This is a genomic window from Flavobacteriales bacterium (assembly GCA_029248105.1).
Classification (GTDB): domain Bacteria; phylum Bacteroidota; class Bacteroidia; order Flavobacteriales; family UBA7312; genus UBA8444.
In genome coordinates this window covers 19,760-32,540 of sequence record JAQWJZ010000032.1, presented here as the reverse complement: position 1 = coordinate 32,540, position 12,781 = coordinate 19,760, and the positions used below count along the sequence as shown (strand labels likewise).

17 protein-coding genes are annotated in these 12,781 nt (G+C 33.6%); 9 read left to right on the top strand and 8 right to left on the bottom strand.

Annotated features, from left to right (window positions below):
• Positions 1 to 132 precede the first annotated feature (132 nt).
• Genes P8I29_06275 through P8I29_06265 form a run of 3 tightly spaced genes read right to left on the bottom strand, consistent with a single transcriptional unit; the run spans position 133 to position 1,959 of the window.
• The gene (locus P8I29_06275) at positions 133 to 1,137 is read right to left on the bottom strand and encodes an SRPBCC family protein (protein ID MDG1917403.1); all 1,005 of its coding nucleotides are present in this window, start codon (positions 1,135 to 1,137) and stop codon (positions 133 to 135) included.
• Positions 1,138 to 1,180: 43 nt separating this feature from the next.
• The gene (locus P8I29_06270; GenBank protein ID MDG1917402.1) at positions 1,181 to 1,372 is read right to left on the bottom strand and encodes a hypothetical protein; all 192 of its coding nucleotides are present in this window, start codon (positions 1,370 to 1,372) and stop codon (positions 1,181 to 1,183) included.
• Positions 1,372 to 1,959: a YceI family protein gene (locus P8I29_06265; protein ID MDG1917401.1), complete on the bottom strand. Its 588-nt coding sequence runs from the start codon at positions 1,957 to 1,959 to the stop codon at positions 1,372 to 1,374. Before P8I29_06265 ends, P8I29_06270 begins: the two co-directional genes overlap by 1 nt.
• Positions 1,960 to 2,034: 75 nt before the next feature.
• Between P8I29_06265 and P8I29_06260 the strand changes: the two genes are divergently transcribed.
• Positions 2,035 to 2,436, top strand: a complete 402-nt coding sequence (locus tag P8I29_06260; protein ID MDG1917400.1) for a nucleoside triphosphate pyrophosphohydrolase family protein — start codon at positions 2,035 to 2,037, stop codon at positions 2,434 to 2,436.
• Positions 2,420 to 2,848, top strand: a complete 429-nt coding sequence (locus tag P8I29_06255) for a GNAT family N-acetyltransferase (protein ID MDG1917399.1) — start codon at positions 2,420 to 2,422, stop codon at positions 2,846 to 2,848. The genes P8I29_06260 and P8I29_06255 overlap by 17 nt, the downstream gene beginning before the upstream one ends.
• Here the strand turns inward: P8I29_06255 and P8I29_06250 are convergent.
• Together P8I29_06250 and P8I29_06245 are read right to left on the bottom strand one after the other, a co-directional pair.
• Positions 2,835 to 3,881, bottom strand: coding sequence for a branched-chain amino acid aminotransferase (locus P8I29_06250; GenBank protein MDG1917398.1), 1,047 nt, complete (start codon positions 3,879 to 3,881; stop codon positions 2,835 to 2,837). The genes P8I29_06255 and P8I29_06250 overlap by 14 nt on opposite strands.
• Before the next feature lie 15 nt (positions 3,882 to 3,896).
• Complete coding sequence (locus tag P8I29_06245) at positions 3,897 to 4,985, bottom strand: M42 family metallopeptidase (GenBank protein ID MDG1917397.1); 1,089 nt, start codon at positions 4,983 to 4,985, stop codon at positions 3,897 to 3,899.
• A gap of 57 nt (positions 4,986 to 5,042) precedes the next feature.
• Between P8I29_06245 and mnmD the strand changes: the two genes are divergently transcribed.
• The 5 genes from mnmD (at position 5,043) to P8I29_06220 (ending at position 9,016) form a co-directional block, all read left to right on the top strand.
• A complete protein-coding gene (mnmD, locus tag P8I29_06240) occupies positions 5,043 to 5,705 on the top strand; it encodes a tRNA (5-methylaminomethyl-2-thiouridine)(34)-methyltransferase MnmD (protein ID MDG1917396.1) in 663 nt (220 codons plus the stop codon).
• Between the two features lie 97 nt (positions 5,706 to 5,802).
• Positions 5,803 to 6,054, top strand: a complete 252-nt coding sequence (gene rpsT, locus P8I29_06235; GenBank protein ID MDG1917395.1) for a 30S ribosomal protein S20 — start codon at positions 5,803 to 5,805, stop codon at positions 6,052 to 6,054.
• Between the two features lie 65 nt (positions 6,055 to 6,119).
• Positions 6,120 to 6,812: a DNA repair protein RadC gene (gene radC, locus P8I29_06230; GenBank protein ID MDG1917394.1), complete on the top strand. Its 693-nt coding sequence runs from the start codon at positions 6,120 to 6,122 to the stop codon at positions 6,810 to 6,812.
• On the top strand, positions 6,813 to 8,111 hold the full coding sequence (locus P8I29_06225) for a polysaccharide deacetylase family protein (protein MDG1917393.1): 1,299 nt from the start codon (positions 6,813 to 6,815) through the stop codon (positions 8,109 to 8,111).
• Positions 8,108 to 9,016 (top strand): hypothetical protein, encoded by a 909-nt coding sequence (locus P8I29_06220; protein ID MDG1917392.1) that lies wholly within the window; start codon positions 8,108 to 8,110, stop codon positions 9,014 to 9,016. Before P8I29_06225 ends, P8I29_06220 begins: the two co-directional genes overlap by 4 nt.
• Here the strand turns inward: P8I29_06220 and P8I29_06215 are convergent.
• Entirely contained in the window at positions 9,010 to 9,465 is a 456-nt protein-coding gene (locus tag P8I29_06215) for a YHS domain-containing (seleno)protein (protein MDG1917391.1), read from the bottom strand. The two genes, P8I29_06220 and P8I29_06215, sit on opposite strands and share 7 nt — an antisense overlap.
• Positions 9,466 to 9,679: 214 nt before the next feature.
• Here P8I29_06215 and P8I29_06210 point away from each other — a divergent pair, with 214 nt between their 5' ends.
• The gene (locus P8I29_06210) at positions 9,680 to 10,099 is read left to right on the top strand and encodes a small multi-drug export protein (GenBank protein ID MDG1917390.1); all 420 of its coding nucleotides are present in this window, start codon (positions 9,680 to 9,682) and stop codon (positions 10,097 to 10,099) included.
• Position 10,100: 1 nt separating this feature from the next.
• Positions 10,101 to 10,793 carry a YjjG family noncanonical pyrimidine nucleotidase gene (locus tag P8I29_06205; protein MDG1917389.1) on the top strand — a complete coding sequence of 231 codons (693 nt, stop codon included), beginning with the start codon at positions 10,101 to 10,103 and terminating at the stop codon, positions 10,791 to 10,793.
• On the opposite strand, the gene P8I29_06200 is transcribed toward P8I29_06205, so the two are convergent.
• Together P8I29_06200 and P8I29_06195 are read right to left on the bottom strand one after the other, a co-directional pair.
• Entirely contained in the window at positions 10,759 to 11,994 is a 1,236-nt protein-coding gene (locus P8I29_06200) for a 3-phosphoshikimate 1-carboxyvinyltransferase (GenBank protein ID MDG1917388.1), read from the bottom strand. The genes P8I29_06205 and P8I29_06200 overlap by 35 nt on opposite strands.
• Positions 11,995 to 11,998: 4 nt before the next feature.
• Positions 11,999 to 12,763 carry a hypothetical protein gene (locus P8I29_06195; protein MDG1917387.1) on the bottom strand — a complete coding sequence of 255 codons (765 nt, stop codon included), beginning with the start codon at positions 12,761 to 12,763 and terminating at the stop codon, positions 11,999 to 12,001.
• Positions 12,764 to 12,781: the final 18 nt, after the last annotated feature.

Genomic DNA, 12,781 nt, shown 5'->3' with positions numbered 1-12,781 from the left:
AGAAGAAAATGTATGCTCTGTTTGTATACCTTCAGTAAAATTTTGAGCTGATATCAAATGGCACAGGCCAATAAATGTGATGGTAAGTAAGATTTGTTTTTTCATGTTTTTAAGTTTTGGTTAGAATTTATATCATTCTATTTCATAGATTATGAGGGTTTCCCAGTCAGCAGGATTTACTGTCGTTTCAGGGTCGCTTACATAGATTTCATAGGGCTTTCCTATGACGGTGTAATTATTATTATGGCAATAAGATTGAATCTTTTTATGCGTATCAAAAAGAGTCCGATAATCTCCCTTGTGTATCGCTTGGGCACTTAAGAATGTTGCTGTTTGTTCAAATTTGAGGTTACTATTTAGAGTATCATTAAAATTGTCTACTAATGCTCCTGCTTTTAAGATAACATAGTCGTTGTCGCCTGGTTTTTGAGGGAAAGAGAGGTATTGAGCGAAGGGAGATTGAGTGCTTATTAATGTATTCTCATAGACGTATTTAAATACATCACTGTATATGTTAGCCAAAGATTGGCTGATATTAGAACTTGAACAAGTATCGGTTTTTGAAATGATTTTTTGAGATTCCCATTCTTGAATACTCACTTCACCACTTTGTGAAGGGATTGATTCGCAATATCTTTTGAGCATATCTAGCCCTTTCACATGATCTCCTTTCATCATTTTACTTATTACAGGACCAAAGATTCTAGCTAAAAAGGGTAATTCGCCACTATTTTCCCAGCTAACTTTTACTTTATTATTTACAGATTCTAAATAAAAGGACGCAAGAAATGGACTGTTACCGTCTATTGTGATTTTGAAATCGATTTGCTTGATGAAATCCAAGTCAATGATTTCCATCTTTCCACTACCAGAGTTTTCACTTTGCCACGTTCTAGAAGCGTCAATTCCGTAAGGAGTATCAGATAAAGTCATGCGAATGGTCGTGTCTGTATCTAACCATGGATCCCAATTTTCCCAATTCTCAAAGTTATTTATTTGATCGTAAACGATGAATGGGCTGCTGTCGATTTCAATACTTGTAGAAACCTTAAACTTTTCGCTAAAGAAAAAATTGGATACGAGGTAAATCGACATTATTCCCAAAAGGGCATAGAGAATTACTTTAAGATATTTCATTTGAGGTAAATTTAATTATGGCTAATTTACTAATTATAGATTATCATTTCATGTAACCTCTGAAAACATACAATACAAAGGCTAAGACAACAACAGAAAAGATAAAAAGAATACTTCCTTTGTAGTGAATTCGATTTAAGTTAATCTCTTTGCGGTAAGACCATATCAGATAGCAAACGAAGCAAAATGCAAAAATTGCAGCAAAAACCCAATGCCCTTTTGTAATGTTTTCCATTATCTTTCTAAAACGATATTAAATTCTAATTCGATTTCATCTGAAATAGCTTCATCGCCTAGGTTATCGAAAAAAGAGTCAGAGCCATAAGTAATGCCGAACTTAGTACGATTGAAACGACATACTCCTGTAGCGGTTACTGTTTTGTTGTTGTAAGTGAGTTCAAGAGGAAAATTGACGACACCCATATTTCCTTTGAGATTTAATTGACCTATAACATCGTATTTGTTTTTTTCTGCGGGTGTTGCTCGAATAATTTGGAAGTGGGCTTCAGGGTATTTCTCAACGTGAAAAAAGTTGCTGCTTTTCAAATCATTAACAAGCATAGTATTAAATCTGTCTGATTCTAAATCTTCATTGGTAATACTATTCATATCAATTACGAAGTTACCACTAACTATTTTACCGTGGTTAATCATTAATTTACCACTCTTTAGAGAGATATTACCAAAATGTTCAGCTCCTAATTTTTTGCCACTCCAAACAAGTTTGCTCATGGATCTATTAGCAATATATGTGTCCGTATGTGGAAGGGTAAATGCACCTAAAATAAATAGTGAAGAAAATAGAACTATTAATTTTTTCATAATTGTATCTTTTTTTTTAAATGGTGTTACAAAATTAACTTATTTTGGATTAACGTATACGTAATTGATTAAAATATGAATGATAAAATAAATAAGGTAAAAAAATTTCATGAAGTTTTTCTTATTGGTAATGAAGACAAGCCAAAAGCTGTTGTTGATGAGACTACTTACTTGCTAAGACATCGCTTGATGCAAGAAGAGAATGAAGAATATTTAGAGGCCTGTGAAAGTGGTGATATGGTAGAGATGGCAGATGCTTTAGGGGATATGCTATACATTTGGTGTGGTACAGTTTTGAAGCACGGAATGCAAGATGTTATAGGTGAAATTTTTGATGAAATTCAACGCAGCAATATGTCTAAATTGGACGAAAATAATCAGCCTATCTTCAGAGAAGATGGAAAGGTGATGAAAGGTCCTAATTATTTTAAACCTAATATTAAAGGGATTCTTGAAAAGCATGTTGGAAGTCTATAGGCTGAGTGTTAATGATGAATTATTTGCTGAGGTAAGAGCTATTAGGAGTAAGGTGTTTGTTATTGAGCAAGGTGTAAGCGAATCGGACGAATACGATACTTATGAAGATGAGGCAAAGCATTATTTAATCCAAAAAGATAATCTTAGCTGTGGTGCTGCTCGTTGGAGAGAAACAGACCATGGTTTTAAACTTGAACGCTTTGCAGTTGCCCAAGAGTATCGAGGTCAAGATATAGGTAAACGATTAGTTAAAGAGGTGCTTAAAGATGTTGAAGCCTTTGAGCGTACTATTTATTTACATGCACAAATTCAGGTTGTAGAATTTTACCAAAAATTAGGTTTTGTTAAGCAGGGCAATTTATTTGAAGAGGCAGGGATAAAGCACTATAAAATGGTTTTTAAACCTTCATAGTCCAACCGTTGATGTCCTCAATTCTACCGTATTGAATTCCAAGTAATTCTTTTTTAAGAATTGAAGCGTAAGAATCAGCATTCAATTCTTTAACTTTTATGACAGTATCTTTATAAGTGATGGTGTCAATTGGATTTAAAGTAACTGCAGTTCCTACCCCGAAAGCCTCTCTCAATTTGCCGTTTTTGTAGAACTCTATGATTTCGGAAACTGAAATTTTTCTTTCTTCAACTTCTATGCCTTTTTGTTTAGCTAGTGTGATTATACTATCTCTAGTAATTCCGCCCAATATACTTTCACTTAATGCAGGGGTAATGAGCTTATCTTCTATTCTAAACATGATATTCATAGTGCCACATTCTTCAATATATTCATGGTTTATGGCATCTGTCCAGATTATTTGAGTATAACCTTCGTCTTGAACCTTTTTGGTAGGAGCAAATGCTGCTGCATAGTTCCCTGCGGCTTTGGCAAAACCTGTTCCGCCTACTACTGAACGAGCATATTTTTCTTCTATTTTAAGATTTGTTTTGCCCGCATAGTATGTTGAAGTGGGCGAGGTGATAATCATAAACCTAAATTCGGTTGCTGGTGTAGCTCGAATAAATTCGCTATCGGCAATCATAAATGGTCGAATATACAAGGATTTAATATCCGACTGTGGTATCCAATCATTGTCAACTTCAAGAAGATTACGAAGCCCTTCCATAAATAAAGATTCGTCTATTCTAGGCATACAAAGTCTGTCTGCAGATTGGTTTAGTCTTTTTAAGTTTTCTAAAGGTCTAAATAATAACGTTTCGCCAATAGGATTCTTATAAGCCTTCATCCCTTCAAAGATAGCTTGTCCGTAATGGAATACGTGCGTTCCTGGGTTTAGACTTAGTGGCCCGTAAGGAATTATTTCAGGGTTTTGCCATTTCTCGTTCTTAAAGGATACACTATACATATGGTCACTAAAGCACTTACCAAACGACAAATTATCAAAGTCTATTTGCTCAATTTTAGAATGTGGTATTTTAGTAATTATCATTAGCTGTAAAAGATATTATTTAAGGTATCTGAAATCGTGACCGTCTTTGATTTTGAGTAAAGTATTATAAATCAGTTTTATAACATTGTCAACATCGTCTTTATGAACGCTTTCCACAGTAGTGTGCATATATCTTAATGGTAAAGATATAAGAGCTGAGGCAACCCCACCAGTAGAGTAGGCAAAAGCGTCAGTATCAGTGCCAGTAGCTCGAGAAGCTGCTGCTCTTTGGAATGGTATTTTATTTTTATCTGCTATATCAATTATCAAATTCAAAAGATTGTTCTGTACTGCAGGGCCATAAGTAAGTACAGGACCTTTACCACAGAATAAATCACCTTGTTTGATTTTATTGATCATTGGAGTTTGAGTATCATGACAAACATCGGTAACGATAGCCACATCAGGTTTAATCCTTTCAGTAATCATTTGTGCTCCTCTTAGTCCAACTTCTTCTTGGACAGAGTTTGTGATATATAAGCCAAATGGTAATTTCTTTTTATTCTCTTTAAGTAGTCTAGCTACTTCAGCAATCATAAAGCCGCCAACTCTATTGTCTAATGCTCGACCGACATAAAACGTATCGTTAAGCATCATAAATTCGTCTTTGTACGTCACTACACACCCTACATGTACACCAAGTTTTTCAACTTCCTCCTTTGTTGTACACCCACAATCAAGAAATATGTTATCTAATTTTGGCGATTTTTCTTCGCCTCCATGTCTAGTGTGAATAGCTGGCCAGCCAAAAACAGCGTCAACGACACCTTTGTCAGTATGTATGTTTACTCTTTTAGATGGAGCTATTTGGTGGTCGCTACCGCCATTTCTTCTCAAGTAAATAAAACCGTCTTTTGTAATGTAGTGAACAAACCATGAAATTTCATCTGCATGAGCTTCTATAACGACTTTATACTTAGCTTTTGGGTTGATAACACCAACTACGGTGCCGTATGTATCAACAAAGTAATCGTCGATATAAGGTTTTATATAATCTAACCATAATTTTTGACCTTCACTTTCAAATCCAGTAGGAGATGCATTGTTAAGGTATTGTTCTAAAAAGGCGATAGATTTTTTATTGGTAACAGTTTTCTTTGCCATGAGTTTTGTGTGATTTGGGACAGCAAAGCTAACAAAATATACTTAATTTGTGTTATTATGAAATTGAAAGTCATAGTAACTTCCGATGGTAGCAAAACTTTACAAATTCCAGAATGGAATGAACAGTATCATTCTACCCACGGTGCCGTTGCTGAAGCGAAACATGTATATATCAAAAATGGTCTTGACTTTATACAATCTAAAGAGATTTCCATATTTGAAATGGGGTTTGGCACGGGGCTAAATGCTTTTCTAACCTATCTCAATGGATTAGAGAATAAACGTGTCATCAATTATTACGCCATAGAAAAAGAACCTTTACCATTTGAATTAGTTACTCAACTTGATTATGCGAAATCCTTGAGTGCCATGACTGAAGAATCTACTTTTTTTAAACTACACACTTGCCCATGGGAGGTCGTTACTGAAATTTCAACTTACTTCAGGCTTTTCAAAATACATGATACTTTTGAGCACTACTCATTTCATACTACTTTTGACTTAGTTTATTATGATGCTTTTGGCTTCCGTGTTCAGCCAGAATTATGGCAAAAAGAGGTATTTGAGAAGTTAGTAAAACTCATTAATATTGGAGGTGTTCTTGTTACCTATTGCGCCAAAGGAGAGGTGAAACGTATTTTGAAAACTTTAGGTATGCATGTAGAATCACTAGCTGGTCCTCCAGGCAAAAGAGAAATGATACGTGCAATTCGACAGTAATTAATGGGTAATGTTTCTTTTTTAACAGAAAAAACCATTATTAGCAAATAAATTAATACATTTGCGCTCCTATTTTAACAGATAATATTAGAACAATATGGCTAATCACAAGTCAGCAAAGAAAAGAATAAGACAGACAGCAAAGAGAAATGCTGCTAATAGTTATTATCACAAAACAGCTCGTAATGCTGTAAGAAAGTTAAGAGCTTCTACCGATAAGAAAGAAGCAGTAGCTTTATTACCAGCTTTAGAGTCTATGCTAGATAAACTGACAAAAAGAAATATTATTCACAAAAACAAAGCGGCTAATTTAAAGTCTAAATTAGCTAAGCATGTGAATAGTCTATAAATCATTATAGATTTTAGTTTAAAGGCTTCTCATTTGAGAAGCCTTTTTTTTTTATTTTTGTTTTTATGAGCCATAAAAAACTGACTATAAAGTCGTGGTCTGAGGATGATAGACCTAGAGAAAAACTAATTTCAAAAGGAGCTAAGGTGTTAAGTAATGCCGAGCTAATAGCCATACTTATTGGCTCAGGCAATAACACACAATCAGCTGTAGATCTATCCAAGCACATCTTGTCACAATGCGAAGGAAAGCTTTCTGTTTTATCTCTAATGACAGTGAATGAATTAACCAAATTTAAAGGCATCGGACAGGCTAAAGCCATTACCATAATGGCAGCTTCTGAATTAGCTAAAAGGAAAAATTTGGAGGTTCAGGCTGAAAAACCAAAGATTAAATCAAGTCAAGATGCTTATGATTTTATGATTTATCATTTGCAAGGTTTAAATCACGAACAATTTTGGATAGTCTTACTAAATCGATCTAATAGTGTTATTCATTTTGCTCAGATTAGCAAAGGTGGACTGAGTTCAACAACGGTTGATCCTAAATTAATTTTCAGCATAGCACTAGAGTGGAAAGCGAGTGGTATGATATTGTTTCACAACCACCCCTCAGGGAATTTGAAACCTAGTGATAGTGATAAAAAATTAACACAACGAATTATGAAATCGGCAGAATTATTGGAAATTAGTGTACTGGATCACATAATTGTGGGGCAAAACGCTTACTTTAGCTTTGCAGATGAACACGAGCTCTAGATGCTAATTTATACACCTAAGATAACAAGTAGAATTCAATACAGCTTTCAGCTTATTTTCGGAACGGTTTGGAATAGCAAGTACGAAATAACCGATGATATCGATTATTTTCTTAGCTATTCGGATATAAAGCTTAACTATTCAAATAAGCGTTTGGCTAATGAGTGTTTTCTAAAATCCTATGGCTTATTGTCTGAAAAAGGAATTTCAGATCAAGAGATTATTTTTGAAAAATGGAATGAATTGCCAACCTTTTTCCATGTGAAGGATTCTATTTTACCTTTTGATATATTCTCGGCATCTTTTTATTTAGTATCACGTTACGAAGAGTATTTACCTCACATTAAAGACCATTATGAGCGTTTTACGGCCAAAGAAAGTTTAGCGTTCAAAAATGGTTTTTTGCATCGTCCTCTCATCAATTTATGGCTTAAAGAATTTAAAAAATGCCTATTATCCTACTTTCCAACATTAGAATTTCCAGAAAATAAATTTACATATCAGTCCACTATTGATATTGATAACGCATATTATTTTTTAGAAAAAGGTTTTGTCAGAACTGCAGCTTCATTTATTCGTTCGGCTATACAAATGGATAAAGTTTCAATAAATGAACGTAAAGATGTTTTGTTAGGTCATTTGCCAGACCCATATGATACCTTTGAATACCAGCTAGCATTAAATGAAAAGTATGGTGTGGATGTAGTCTATTTCGTCTTACTTGCCGATTATGGACTTAATGATAAAAATTGTTCTGTTCATAGTAGAAAGTTTCAATTGTTGATCAAACACTTGAGTGATCATGCCAAGATAGGAATTCACCCTTCTTTTGCCTCCAATAAAAGTTTTGATACACTTTCAATGGAAAAAAAGCGTTTAGAGAATGTTCTTAAAAAAGAGGTGAAGTTATCAAGACAACATTTTTTAAAATTGGAAATCCCTAAAACATATAGAAACCTATTGGAATTATCCATTACTGACGATTACACTATGGGTTATGCCGCTCATTTAGGTTTTAGAGCTAGTATTTGCACTCCCTTTCATTTTTATGATTTAGAGATAGAGTCTGCTACTAAACTGAAGGTTCATCCTTTTGCTGTTATGGATGCCACATTTAAATATTATTTGAAGTCAAGTCCAGATGAAGCTTTGAAAGACATTCAATTAATCGTTGACGAAGTCAAAAGTGTAGATGGTCATTTCATTTCTTTATGGCACAATGAAACCTGGAGTGATTATAAAGAGTGGAAGGGCTGGATTCACCTCTATGAGCAAATGCTGCAATACATTAAAAAGTGATTCATTATATAACATATAATAATCTCGACTATAAAAAATGGGACAAATGTATTAAAGAGTCTATCAATGGCACTTTTTATGCTAAATCTTGGTACTTGGATATTGTTTGTGAACAATGGGATGCCCTCGTTCTTAATGACTATGAGGTGGTCATGCCTTTGCCTAGAAGAAAAAAGTGGGGGATAAAGTACATCTATCAACCGTTTTTGTGTCAGCAATTAGGGGTTTTTTATACACAAGAAGAGTATTCTGTTGACGATTTTATATTAGCTATTCCTAAAGATTTTTTGCGCTTTAATATCAACCTTAATGCTCATAATTCTACTTCATGTTTTGTTAAGAAAAAAAATGTTAATTACCTTTTATCACTAGAAAAAACTATTGATGAATTGAGAATTAACTATTCAAAAAGTCATCTAAAAAATTTGAGACGTGCCAATAAGTATGGATTATCAATAGCTACTGAACCTGACACAGTTGAAATGTTTCATGTTAAAAAACTTCATTTAGCGTCTGATTTCATGACAACTAATCAGTTTAATTTAGAGTTAAAAATCATCAAAGAATCGGTAGCACTTGGTAAAGGAGAAATTTTTTCAGTTAGGGGAGATGAGGGAAATTGTTGTTCAATCTTTTTAATAAATGACAATAAAAGATTGTTTCTGTTGAGTTCATATTCTGATGAAGAAGGTAAAAACAAGTTAGCCTACTTTTTCCTATTGGATTACATATTCTCACTCGAAAAGTTTAGAGGTTATGTTTTTGATTTTGAAGGTTCTAATTTAAAAGGAGTAGCCCAACGTAACCAAGGGTTTGGAGCTGTGCCAACTAGCTATTTTACCATTTATCAGAGTGTATGGGATAGAATATTGAATTATGCAGGTGTGAAGAGCTTAAATCACTGATTTATTTTTCTCCAATTCTGTTCGGCCTGTTGCCTTAAATCCTTTTCGCTCTCAAGCCATTTCTCTTTCTTGTCATTGAAGAAATATTCGTAAAATAAATATAGCCTATCATCAATTATTAAAAAGCTTTTTGGATCTACTCGTTCTTTTTCGCCACTTTTCGCCATGGTGTAAGCGCACCAACCTCCGAATTTAGGAAGATACTTTGTAGGGCTTATTTTAAAAATTTTTAAATGATTTTCAGAGGAGAAATAATAATTAGCTTCTTTGTAAGTGTATTTAAATTCTTTTTTGCCTGTCTCGGTATCATTATTTAGAAAATAAGAAACCAAATCGTATCCATCTACGGCAATTTGCTTTTTATTAAGATTCAAATGCTCATTGTTGGCCTGTCCATTTGTCGTTATTGCAGAGATTATTAAGAGTGATGAAATTATGAGTTTTTTCATTTAAAAAATATTTCCACTAATTTAACTCAATATTTCTATTTCTTAAGATTTTTATCATTCAAAATTACGCTAGATTTTATGACAAAGATCATGAAAGTTATGTAATAAAATGTCGAAGTTTGCGTTAAAAGGAATATGTTATTTTCAAGTTGAACGTGTAAGTAATTATATTTTATCATTTTGTCTATGTACCAATCTAATATATATTAGTTAAATGCAAATTATTCAAGCTGTTTCTGTCTTATTACTTGGTTGTGTCAAGTTTTTTCTTGCTATTCCTTTAGCTGCTCAATACGACTTTACTTTTTGGGAGACATTTCTATTAAGTTGCTTAGGTGGTATTGTTGGTATTATTGTCTTTGCAAAGTTTAGAAAAGCAGTTTTGAAATTATATTACAGAATTTACCCATTTAATTATAACGTAAAAAATAAAGGTTTAAGGAGAACCATTGCTCTTAAAACGGCTCGAAAATATGGGCTTTTTGGCATTGCATTCTTAACGCCTGTATTTTTATCTATTCCTATTGGCACTTTTATTGCCCTTCACTTTTTTCCTAATAAGAAAAAAACATTACCAATATTATTCGCCTCTGTATTGGGATGGTCTTTTTTATTGACACTCATTTGGATTTAACATGTATACTCATATTTTCTTTGACCTTGATAGAACGCTTTGGGATTTTGAAAGAAACTCTCATGAAGTATTGACCGAATTGTACCAGAACTATGATTTAATTACTAAAGGAATTACAGATAGTAATCATTTTATTGAACGGTATAAGTTTCATAATGAAAAGCTTTGGGATTTGTATCGTGAAAATAAGATCGAAAAAGATAAACTTAGAGACGAACGCTTCAGAATTACATTAGCAGAATTTGGTTTAAATGATAAAAAGTTAGCCGCTGATCTAGGCCATGATTATGTAGAGTATTGTCCAAAGAAAACGAATCTATTTCCATTTGTTCATTCTACCTTAAATTATCTTAAAGACCGATATTATTTGCATATTATAACCAATGGTTTTGAGGAAGTGCAGTATAAAAAATTAGAGAATTGTAATCTCATAGATTATTTCGAGCAGATTATTACTTCTGAACAAGTCGGTTTTAAAAAGCCTAGTACTGAGATCTTCAAATTTTCTCTTTTAAAAGCATTTGCTAAGCCATCAGACAGTTTAATGATTGGTGATGATTTACATGCTGATATTCTTGGAGCTAAAGATATTGGAATGGCACAAGTGTATTTCAATCCATTCAAAGAAAAGCACTCCAGTTCAGGTATTACTCACGAAATCAATTGTTTGAGTGAGCTAGAGGTGATATTATAAATCCTAAGCTTTGCATATCTTCCCAAAATTGTGGGTAAGATTTATTCACTACTTCTATATCTTTAATTGTTATGTCGAAAAGCATAGCAAGAGGAGCAAGACACATGGCCATTCTATGGTCCTTATGACTTTCAAAAATGGAAGTAGGAGGATGTAGCTCTGAAGCATAGAGCTTTATGCTATTTTCATTGTATTCGGAGCGTTGTCCTATCTTTTTAAGCTCTGACTGCAAGGCTTTTAATCGATGACTTTCTTTGAGTTTTAAATTGTTTAAGCCTGTTATTTCTGCTGATTTTGATAGTCCTGAGAGTGTACAGCAATAAGCCTGAGCTAGGTCTGGTGTATCTAATAGGTTTGTGTCAAAATTATTTTCTGTTATGGTTTCTTCTTTGACGATATGTAGTTTTTTCTGTTTAAATTCAAAACTTAGCCCAAGTTTTTTAAACAGTTCAAGTACATAGATGTCGCCTTGCCAACTATCTTTTGAAAGACCGTTAACAATAACTTTAGCACTATCCGATAATGCAATAACCTCTAATATGAAAGCTAAAGCACTCCAGTCAGCTTCAACTGTCAAATTCTTTGGAGTATAGTGTTGTGGTTTTATTATTATTTTACCGTTTTTCCAGCTCGAGTGTACCCCAAAATATTTCATCATATCTAGAGTCATTTGGATATATGGTCTAGATAGTATTTCATTTTCAATAGTAATGATTAGTCCTTTCTCTAGTGTGGGAGCAATCAATAACAGGGCCGAAATATATTGACTACTTATGTTTGCAGATAGACTTACTTCACCTCCAATTAGTTTATTTCCTTTAATTTTTAGTGGAGGATAGCCTTCATTTCCTAGATATTCAATTTCTGCCCCTAAGGTTTGTAGAGCGCTCACTAATTCTTTTATTGGTCTTAATTGTATTCTATCACTACCTGTCAAAATAGTCGTGCCTTTTTTTGTCGCTGCATAGGCCGTTAAAAAACGCATACTTGTACCGGCATCGCCAATATCTATTGTGCCTGATGTATTCTGCAAGGCATTTTGTAAAGAAAGAGTATCGCTAGACTTTGAAAGTTGATTTATTTCAAAACTACTATGGCATAAGGCTTTTATGATTAACGCTCTGTTGCTTATGCTTTTAGAGAATGGAAGGTTAATTTCAGCATCTATTTTTTTACTTGCATGAGAAATGCGATAGTCCATATGTTTAGTAAAAATCAGAGCCTAAGACATTGTATTTGCCTAGACGTTCTTCCGTTAATTCAAATGTGCTTACATCTCCTTTTTTATCCCAAGTCATTTTATAATCTCTTTGGAAGTTGTTAGCAAGAAAACGAACATTATTCGTTCTGCCATCGACAAGAATAAAAGTGCCGGGCAAAAAGGTAGGTTCCATTCGTAATAAATCAGCAGACATGACTGTACGTTCATCAATTTGAAAGTTTAGACCATGGACTTCTCCTTGAACATCTTTTGGATTTGGGCCATCTAAGTATATAAAGTCTGGAATTATATTAGGAATAGAATCGTAATAATGACATAGTCTGTCGTTGAATGTCCCGATATGCACTTCCGAAAAATGAAAGTGTACAAACTCTTTAAGGTGTTGAGGAAAATCACTTTGGGTATGTTCTATCCATTTTTTATCTGAATCTACGGCATAGAGTTCGAACATAAAACGATTTCTAATTTCTGGCGGATTTTCCAATGCCATATATTCGGCTTTGTTCTTGCTCAATGCGTCAGCCATAACTATGGTAGAAAGACCTAGACCAAACTCTAAAACGGTAAATGATTTACGTTCTCTTATTAAGCGGTGTAATCTAGCTAAATCTTCTAAAACAGGTGGGAAGGGTGTTTTAAGGTTGCCACTAACGGCATCAAAAACACCTTCTTTGAAGTCAGAGTTTTGGTCTAAATCTATATATTGATCTAAACCCTCTTGTAATAAATACTCTTTTGCTGATTGCATCAATTAATTTTGTTAGCT

Excerpts from the sequence above, each read along its gene's own strand:
- P8I29_06275 (MDG1917403.1), bottom strand. The coding sequence starts at position 1,137 with ATGAAATATCTTAAAGTAATTCTCTATGCCCTTTTGGGAATAATGTCG.
- P8I29_06270 (MDG1917402.1), bottom strand. The coding sequence starts at position 1,372 with ATGGAAAACATTACAAAAGGGCATTGGGTTTTTGCTGCAATTTTTGCA.
- P8I29_06265 (MDG1917401.1), bottom strand. The coding sequence starts at position 1,959 with ATGAAAAAATTAATAGTTCTATTTTCTTCACTATTTATTTTAGGTGCA.
- P8I29_06260 (MDG1917400.1), top strand. The coding sequence starts at position 2,035 with ATGAATGATAAAATAAATAAGGTAAAAAAATTTCATGAAGTTTTTCTT.
- P8I29_06255 (MDG1917399.1), top strand. The coding sequence starts at position 2,420 with ATGTTGGAAGTCTATAGGCTGAGTGTTAATGATGAATTATTTGCTGAG.
- P8I29_06250 (MDG1917398.1), bottom strand. The coding sequence starts at position 3,881 with ATGATAATTACTAAAATACCACATTCTAAAATTGAGCAAATAGACTTT.
- P8I29_06245 (MDG1917397.1), bottom strand. The coding sequence starts at position 4,985 with ATGGCAAAGAAAACTGTTACCAATAAAAAATCTATCGCCTTTTTAGAA.
- mnmD (MDG1917396.1), top strand. The coding sequence starts at position 5,043 with ATGAAATTGAAAGTCATAGTAACTTCCGATGGTAGCAAAACTTTACAA.
- rpsT (MDG1917395.1), top strand. The coding sequence starts at position 5,803 with ATGGCTAATCACAAGTCAGCAAAGAAAAGAATAAGACAGACAGCAAAG.
- radC (MDG1917394.1), top strand. The coding sequence starts at position 6,120 with ATGAGCCATAAAAAACTGACTATAAAGTCGTGGTCTGAGGATGATAGA.
- P8I29_06225 (MDG1917393.1), top strand. The coding sequence starts at position 6,813 with ATGCTAATTTATACACCTAAGATAACAAGTAGAATTCAATACAGCTTT.
- P8I29_06215 (MDG1917391.1), bottom strand. The coding sequence starts at position 9,465 with ATGAAAAAACTCATAATTTCATCACTCTTAATAATCTCTGCAATAACG.
- P8I29_06210 (MDG1917390.1), top strand. The coding sequence starts at position 9,680 with ATGCAAATTATTCAAGCTGTTTCTGTCTTATTACTTGGTTGTGTCAAG.
- P8I29_06205 (MDG1917389.1), top strand. The coding sequence starts at position 10,101 with ATGTATACTCATATTTTCTTTGACCTTGATAGAACGCTTTGGGATTTT.
- P8I29_06200 (MDG1917388.1), bottom strand. The coding sequence starts at position 11,994 with ATGGACTATCGCATTTCTCATGCAAGTAAAAAAATAGATGCTGAAATT.
- P8I29_06195 (MDG1917387.1), bottom strand. The coding sequence starts at position 12,763 with ATGCAATCAGCAAAAGAGTATTTATTACAAGAGGGTTTAGATCAATAT.